5 protein-coding genes and 2 pseudogenes are annotated in these 7,193 nt (G+C 61.9%); 1 reads left to right on the top strand and 6 read right to left on the bottom strand.

The window, feature by feature from the left end:
• The 5 genes and pseudogenes from HLUSI_RS0112015 to HLUSI_RS0111995 all read right to left on the bottom strand — a co-directional run.
• Positions 1–235, bottom strand: a pseudogene (locus HLUSI_RS0112015) (hypothetical protein); the annotation flags it as partial.
• A gap of 6 nt (positions 236–241) precedes the next feature.
• A complete protein-coding gene (locus HLUSI_RS0112010; protein WP_016834206.1) occupies positions 242–1,225 on the bottom strand; it encodes a M14 family metallopeptidase in 984 nt (327 codons plus the stop codon).
• Positions 1,226–1,333: 108 nt separating this feature from the next.
• Positions 1,334–2,680: an MFS transporter gene (locus HLUSI_RS0112005; protein WP_016834205.1), complete on the bottom strand. Its 1,347-nt coding sequence runs from the start codon at positions 2,678–2,680 to the stop codon at positions 1,334–1,336.
• 290 nt (positions 2,681–2,970) lie between these two features.
• On the bottom strand, positions 2,971–3,885 hold the full coding sequence (locus HLUSI_RS0112000) for a LysR family transcriptional regulator (protein WP_016834204.1): 915 nt from the start codon (positions 3,883–3,885) through the stop codon (positions 2,971–2,973).
• 125 nt (positions 3,886–4,010) lie between these two features.
• Positions 4,011–5,651, bottom strand: a complete 1,641-nt coding sequence (locus HLUSI_RS0111995; protein WP_016834203.1) for a GAF and HD-GYP domain-containing protein — start codon at positions 5,649–5,651, stop codon at positions 4,011–4,013.
• Between the two features lie 428 nt (positions 5,652–6,079).
• Between HLUSI_RS0111995 and HLUSI_RS0111990 the strand changes: the two genes are divergently transcribed.
• Positions 6,080–6,853, top strand: coding sequence for a 3',5'-cyclic-nucleotide phosphodiesterase (locus tag HLUSI_RS0111990; protein ID WP_016834202.1), 774 nt, complete (start codon positions 6,080–6,082; stop codon positions 6,851–6,853).
• A gap of 66 nt (positions 6,854–6,919) precedes the next feature.
• Here the strand turns inward: HLUSI_RS0111990 and HLUSI_RS0111985 are convergent.
• Positions 6,920–7,193 (bottom strand): annotated as a pseudogene (locus HLUSI_RS0111985) (FecR family protein); the annotation flags it as partial.

Genomic DNA, 7,193 nt, shown 5'->3' with positions numbered 1-7,193 from the left:
CGCGTAATATGCCGGCGCGCAGGCTGCCGTACCAGCTCGAGATCAGGCGCTCCTTGCGCGCCGAGTGCTCCACCATCGCACGCGTGACATCCGACACCGCCTGCAGACGCCAGATGCCGATGGCCGTGATGACGATGGACAACAGCATGATGGCGGCAAAGCCCAGTGTCAGCCGCTTGCCGATCTTCATTCTTCCCATGATGCGCATATTTCCCCCGATGAAGGTGACTGGCACGGCTGACTAGCGCGCGACGATGTGGCCCAGCCGCACCACGGTCACGCCGGGCCCGAGCTGGCGCAGCGACGGCATGACGATGACGCAGTTGTCGTACGGCGTGACGAATTCGCGTGCGCCTTCGCGGGCGATGACGGTGCCGGCCTTGGCGACGATTTCCATGCCGCGATAGTCTTCGGCAAATTCAAAATCGTAGGACGTCGCCACCACCGGCTCGGTCACACGGAAGAAGCGCTGCGGTGCCGGGGCGCCGGCCAGCATGAAGGCGCGCAAGTCGAGCTCGGCCATCACGCCGGTGGCGATCAGGAAGCGGCAGGCCGCATCCATCGCCACGTCCTTGCTGCGTGTGGAGAAGTGCTGGCCGGTCTCGATCAGCAAGGCATTCTTGGCGCTGGCCGGATCGCCGAAGCCGGCATAGTCGCGCATGCGCTTGCCGTTGGGATGACCGACGTCGATGATCACGTGTTCCGGCGCGCCGACCTCGGCGGCAAAGCGGATGCCTTTCTCGAGCGGACCGCTGACGATCAGCGGCGGCGCTTCTTCGTGCATGGAATGCAGGTCGAGCATGTAGTCGACCGTGTCGATGATGGGACGCAGCTGGCGTGCGCGGCGTAGTTCGACACTGTCCTCGGCGCCGTCCAGGCGCGACGACGACCAGACACGGTTCATGTCTTCGTCAATGTAACGCGTCGCATCCGGGTTGCGTGCATCGAAGCGGCGATAGGCTTCGACGTTGGCGAAACCGAGCGTGATGCGTCCCTTCAACGGGCGCAGGTCGGCCTGCAGCAGACGACCGACGGTGATGGCGCCGCTGACTTCATTGCCATGCATCAGCGCCATGATCATCACGTGCGGCCCGGCGACACCGCTGTCGATGCTGTGCACGTAGTCGATGCCGGTATTGCCGTGCTGCCATCTGGCGATGTCGGGAAATTCCACTTCGACCGGATAGTGTTTCAGTTGTGCGCGTACTTGTTCCAAGGTTTTCATGCGAGTGCTCCGGTGTCCAGGCTGACGATGTGAACGGATGCGCTGCTGCGCATCCGGCCTGAAGAATTGAAAATGAGTAAAAATAAGGAAATGAAGGAGGCGTTCCGCTTACGGCGTCGGATGGCGTCCCATGCGGCGGCCCAGCACGATCACTGCAACCAGGCTGATCAACGCGGTGGCCATGACGTAGAAGCTCGGCGCCATCTTGTTCTCCGTGGCGGCGATCATCCACGTCACGATCAAGGGCGAAAAGCCGCCGAACAAGGTCACCGAGAAGTTGTAGCTCAGGGCAAGGCCGGTGCCGCGCGTCTCGGTCGGGAAGATGTCCGACAGCATCGCCGGGATCGGCCCGAGACAGGCGGCGATCAGCACGCCCACGATGCCTTGCACCGCGATCAGCGTGGTCACGGTCGGCCAGGTGTTGAGCAGCATGAACAGCGGATACGAGGTCAGGCCGATCGATACCATGGCGATCGTCAGCACGCGGAAGCGGCCGTAGCGATCCGACAAGGTGCCGAACACCGGCGCCGTCAACATCAGCACCAGGCCGGTGATCAGCGCGCCGATGAAGGACGAGGTGGCGGGAATGTGCAATTGCTTGAGCGCATACGTCGGCATGTACAGCTTGTGAACGTAATTGAAGGCGGTAGCGCCGGCCACCACGCCGATGGCGAGCAGCAGCTTGACGCGGTCGCGCACCAGCACGAGCATCAGCGGCGATTTCTCCGCCTTGGCGACAGCGGCTTCGGCCGCGATCTTCTTGAACTCCGGTGTTTCATCGATCTGGCTGCGGATATAGAGACCGACCGGCCCCACCAGCAAGCCGAAGCAGAACGCCACGCGCCAGCCCCAGTCGTTGAGCTGCACGTCCGTCAGGTTATAGCTGAGCAAGGCGCTGACGCCGGCCGCGAGCACCGTCGCCAGGCCTTGCGTCGACAACTGCCAGCTGGCGAAGAAGCCGCGTCGCCTGGCGTCGGCATGCTCGACCATGAAGGCGGTGGCGGCGCCGAATTCACCGCCCGTGGAAAAGCCTTGCAGCAGACGCGCCACGATGATGATCAGCGGCGAAGCGATGCCGATCTGTGCGTAGGTCGGTGCAAACGCGATCATCGCCGTGCCGACCATCATGATCAGGATCGACACGGTCAACGAGGCCTTGCGTCCGGCGCGGTCGGCATAGGAGCCGAGCACGATGGCGCCGAGCGGACGAATCACGAAGGAGATGCCGAAGGTGCCCACGCTGAGCAGCAGCGAAGTGGTCTCGTCCTGCGTCGGGAAGAACAGCTTGCCGATCACCACGGCGAAGTAGCCGTAGATCAGCAGGTCGTAAAACTCCAGCGCGTTGCCGATGCTGGCGGCGCAGATTTCTTTCCAGGGATTTTTGCGCTTGGCTGCCGTGGTTGCGGTGGCTGCGGTGGCTGCGGACAATGACGACGACTCGAATTCGGCTGACATGCGGTGACTCCCATTCTCTCTTGGCGCTACGCAGTGTTGCTGCCGGGGGCAGCCATTTCTGCGTGCTTATTCTAGGTGGCTCGAATGCTGCGAGAGGTCTGGCAGGATGCTCGAAAATAGTGCGTGTTGTGCTCTATTGCACCCTATTTGTGAGCATCTTTCCAGACGAACCGACATGCGTTGCGAGAACTTTGACGGAGTATAGTGAGCGCGATTTTTTGCTTATTGCCGTTTCGGCACAGGCCTGTGCTTTTTGCTGCGGAGCGTGGCCGCAGCAAGCGGATCAACCCTCAGGAGCGGTCGATGGCATCCGAAGCGACGCCGTCCCAGATGGCATTGACCAGCGCATCGTCATTGCCGCGTACGCGATACAAGGAAATGTCGAAGTTGACCCGCATCTCCGGTTCGCCGATGACCAGCAGGCGACGTTCGTTGACGTCTTCCTGCACCAGCCGCTGCGGCAACCAGGCGACGCCAACGCCGCGGCGCGCCATCTCGTGGATGGATTCATAGGAGTCGGCTTCGTACACCATGCGCAGCGACACCTTCTTCGGCAAGCCGGCCAGATGCTTGGCCAGCACGCCGCGCAAGGTCAGCGATTGCGAAAAGCCCAGCCACGGCGTCGGGATCGCCGCATTGGCCGGCGCTAGCTTGAAGCGCGGCCGCCCCTTGGCGTCGGCGGCCACCACCGGCAGCAGGATTTCGCGCGCCAGCGTCAGCGATTCGTATCGCATCGGATCGATCAACAGGCGTGTGGTCGGGCTCGAATAGATCACCAGCAGATCGGCGTCGCCGGCGCCCAGCCGCAAGATCACTTCCTGCGCGCCGCCGGTGCTGACCGACACCGGGAACGGACCGAAGCGCTGGTTGATGTTCTCGTACCAATCGGGGAAAAACGTACGCGCCAGCGTGCGGCCGGTCGCCACGCGCAAGGTCTTCTCGGCCGGCCCGGAGCCGTCCTGCAATTGCGCCCGCGCGGCATACAGCACGTCGGTCGAATGCGTCGCCGCGTCGAGGAACAATTGCCCGGCCGCCGTCAGTGACACCGGATGCGTGCGCACCACCAGCTCGGCCCCCACCCATTGCTCCAGCGCCTTGATGCGGCGACCGAACGCCGGGTGCGTGACGAAGCGGTTCTCCGCCGCGCGCGAAAAACTGCGCGTGCGCGCCAGTTCGATGAAGTCTTCCAGCCAGATCAGGTGCACCGTCTCACTCCTTGTTTTTTGCAGATTCTATCCGAGCGCAGCGTCGGCGGACGTCGGACACGCCTCTCCGTTCGAGGCAGGTTTCATGCCACGAACGGGGAAAGCAATTTCAGACGCGAGGAGAATTAAGGAACGAAACCCGGGATCTTGCTGTGATCGACGACGTCGATCTGGCTGGCCGGCATGAACTTGTCGGCGTATTGCTGGTAGACCTTGCTGCGCACGAAGACGTCGAACAGGTCCGGGTCGATGTGGTCGCGCAGGCGGAAGCCGCCGAGGATTTCGAGCGCCTCGCTGAGCGTGTTGCCCTTCTTGTACGGACGGTCGGCGGCAGTCAGCGCCTCGAAGATGTCGGCAATCGCCATCATGCGCGCCTGCGGCGACATCTGGTCGCGCGTGAGCCCCTTCGGATAACCCTTGCCGTCCATGCGCTCGTGGTGGCCGCCGGCGTATTCGGTGACGTTGCGCAGTTGCTTCGGCCACGGCAGCGACTCCAGCATCTTGATGGTGACCACGATGTGGTTGTTGATGATCTGGCGTTCGGCGTCGTTGAGCGTGCCGGCGCGGATGCGCAGGTTGCCGGACTCGTCGGCGTTCAGCAGGTCCTGCATCTGGCCGTCCGGTCCGCGCCATTGGCGCTTGGCAATTTCCAGCACGCGTTGCTGGTCGTCCGGCTTCATGCCCTCGCCGCCGACATTGCTCTTGCGCAGGAAATTGCGTTCGGCATCGAGCGCCTCGCATTCGCCTTGCAGGGCGGCGTCGAGTTCGGCGCTCTTCTGCGCCGTCAATGCCGCGCCGAGCGCGCATTTTTCTTTAAGCACGCGGATCTCGGCGTCGCGCTTGAGCACTTCATAGCGCGTGTCGACCAGGTGGATGCGATCGTAAATGGTTTGCAGCTTGGTCGACTTCTCGACGATGTGGTCGGGCGTAGTGATCTTGCCGCAATCGTGCAGCAGGCCGGCCACCCACAGCTCGCGGCGATCGCGCTCGGTCATCTGGAAATCCGCCAGCGGACCTTCGGTAGCCTGGTGCGAGGCCTCGGCCAGCATCATCGCCAGCTCCGGCACGTGTTCGCAATGGCGGCCGGTATGCGGCGACTTTTCATCGATGCCCATGTTGATGAGCTTGATGAAATGTTCGAACAGGTTTTCCAACCGGTAGATCAGTTGCTGGTTGGTGATGGCGATGGCCGCCTGCGACGCCAGCGCTTCGATGAAGTATTGATCGGTCTCGGAAAACGGATGCGGCTTGCCGGTCGCCGGATCGATGGCATTGACCAATTGCAGCACGCCGACCAGTTCGCCTTCATGGTCCTGCATCGGCACGGTCAGGAACGACTGCGAGTGATAACCGAATTTTTCGTCGAACATGCGCATGCCGGAGAAGTTGAAACCTTCGGCCTGGTACACGTCGGGGATGTTGACCGACTTGCGCGTGTTGGCGGCGTAGGCGGCCACCGCGCTGAGGTTCTTGCTGCCGTCGGGGCTGGTCAGCTGGATGTTGGGGATGCTGATCTTCTGCGCGCTGCTGCCGCCCTGGTGCATGCCCAGCGTATCGTTGATCGAGATGTAGAACGCCAGGCTGTCTTCGTCTTCCACGGTGCGATAAAGCGTGCCGCCATCGGCCAGCGTGATGCTGCGCGCAGTCTGCAGGATGCGCTCGAGCAGCAGCGGGATATTGCGATTGGTGCTCAGTTCGACACTGAGCTCGGTCAGCTTTTCCAGGCGGTGGGAAATATCGAGATGCTGGTTTTTCATGTTGTTCATCGGCTCAAGGAGACAGCTGGCCTGCATCGCATTGATCGATGCAGTAAAAAAACGCACTGGGCGATTCTGGAAAGATACGCTTCAATACTGACAACAAAGTGTCAAGCAGAGCATTTTTTCCCCGCTTGTTACCGTCACGAGACAGTACGCGCCCGCGTTAGCGATGGCATACGGAAACTCTGCGCCTCACGCGCCTGATCTGCGTCAGGTTTCCCTGTTGTTTCGTCGAAGCGATCCGTGCTTTTTATTGATTTAGGGTGACGGATAACTTACCATCGAAACTGTTGCATAGATTGCTACATTTCGATTTCGGAAGGCAATCTCTCAAGACAGAAAACAAGAGTGCAATCGCGGGGACGCGGAACATTTCCGCAGGAACATATTCGTTCCGGGGTCGCAACCATCATCATTTCAATCTGGTCCATACGATGCGCGTAGAAATTCTCGGCTGCAGTGGCGGCATAGGCGGCAATACCCTTCGCACCACCTCGCTGCTGGCGGATCACGACATCCTCATCGACGCCGGCACCGGCGTCAACGACCTGCCGCTGGATGCCTTGGCCGCCATCGACCACGTCTTCATCACGCATGCGCACCTGGATCACATCGCCTGCCTGCCGTTCATCCTCGACAGCGTCGGCGACCTGCGCAACACGCCGCTGACCATGCACGCCACGCAGGCGACGCAGGACATCATCCGCAAGCACATCTTCAACTGGCAGATCTGGCCCGACTTCAGCGAAATCCCCTCGCCCGAAAATCCCTTCCTGCGCTTCAACACCATCGAGGTCGGCAAGTCGCTGGTCATCGGCGAACGCAGCATCACCGCGCTGCCGGCCAACCACACGGTGCCGGCGGTCGGTTATCAGCTGCAGGATTTGCGCAGCGGCGCAAGCATGGTATTCAGCGGCGACACCACCAGTTGCGATGCATTGTGGGAAACGGTCAACACCATCGACAAGCTGCGCTACCTGATCGTCGAGGCGGCGTTCCCCGACAGCGAGCGCGAACTGGCGGTGTTGTCCAAACATTTCTGCCCCAGCCTGCTGCTGGCCGACCTGGCCAAGCTCAGGAGCGATCCGGAAATTCTCGTCACGCACGCCAAACCCGGTCTGTCCCATCAGATCGAAAAGGAACTGCTGCAGGGCGCCGGGACACGCAGGATCAGCATGCTGCAGGCTGAGTCGGTTCTACTCTTCTAAAACCATCTCGGCGTTGCAAGCACGCCGACGCCGCAGCAGCAACCGGCGCACATCGCGCATTACACCCTATTGCACGACACAATCCACTTCCTTGCCGGCGGCGCTCTGCTGCGCGGCTGGCGGCGCGTTCCTGCTGATCGACAGCGGAATCAACAAAGGAACGCCCCGGACCGGCGGCACCACCACGGGCGGCGTGGTCCCACTGGCTACATAGCCGAACTGGCCGGACTGGAACACTTGTTGCCCGGCCGGGTTGGCGACCACGATCGCGCCTTGCGCCACGTCCACATGCAAGCCATTGGCCGGCGTGCTGCCGCTTGGCGTCGGCACGCCGCCGCAA

This window comes from Herbaspirillum lusitanum P6-12 (assembly GCF_000256565.1).
Classification (GTDB): domain Bacteria; phylum Pseudomonadota; class Gammaproteobacteria; order Burkholderiales; family Burkholderiaceae_D; genus Herbaspirillum; species Herbaspirillum lusitanum.
The sequence above is the reverse complement of the archived record's forward strand: the minus strand, read 5'-3'. Positions and strand labels throughout refer to the sequence as shown.

Excerpts from the sequence above, each read along its gene's own strand:
- HLUSI_RS0112005 (WP_016834205.1), bottom strand. The coding sequence starts at position 2,680 with ATGTCAGCCGAATTCGAGTCGTCGTCATTGTCCGCAGCCACCGCAGCC.
- HLUSI_RS0111990 (WP_016834202.1), top strand. The coding sequence starts at position 6,080 with ATGCGCGTAGAAATTCTCGGCTGCAGTGGCGGCATAGGCGGCAATACC.
- HLUSI_RS0111995 (WP_016834203.1), bottom strand. The coding sequence starts at position 5,651 with ATGAACAACATGAAAAACCAGCATCTCGATATTTCCCACCGCCTGGAA.
- HLUSI_RS0112010 (WP_016834206.1), bottom strand. The coding sequence starts at position 1,225 with ATGAAAACCTTGGAACAAGTACGCGCACAACTGAAACACTATCCGGTC.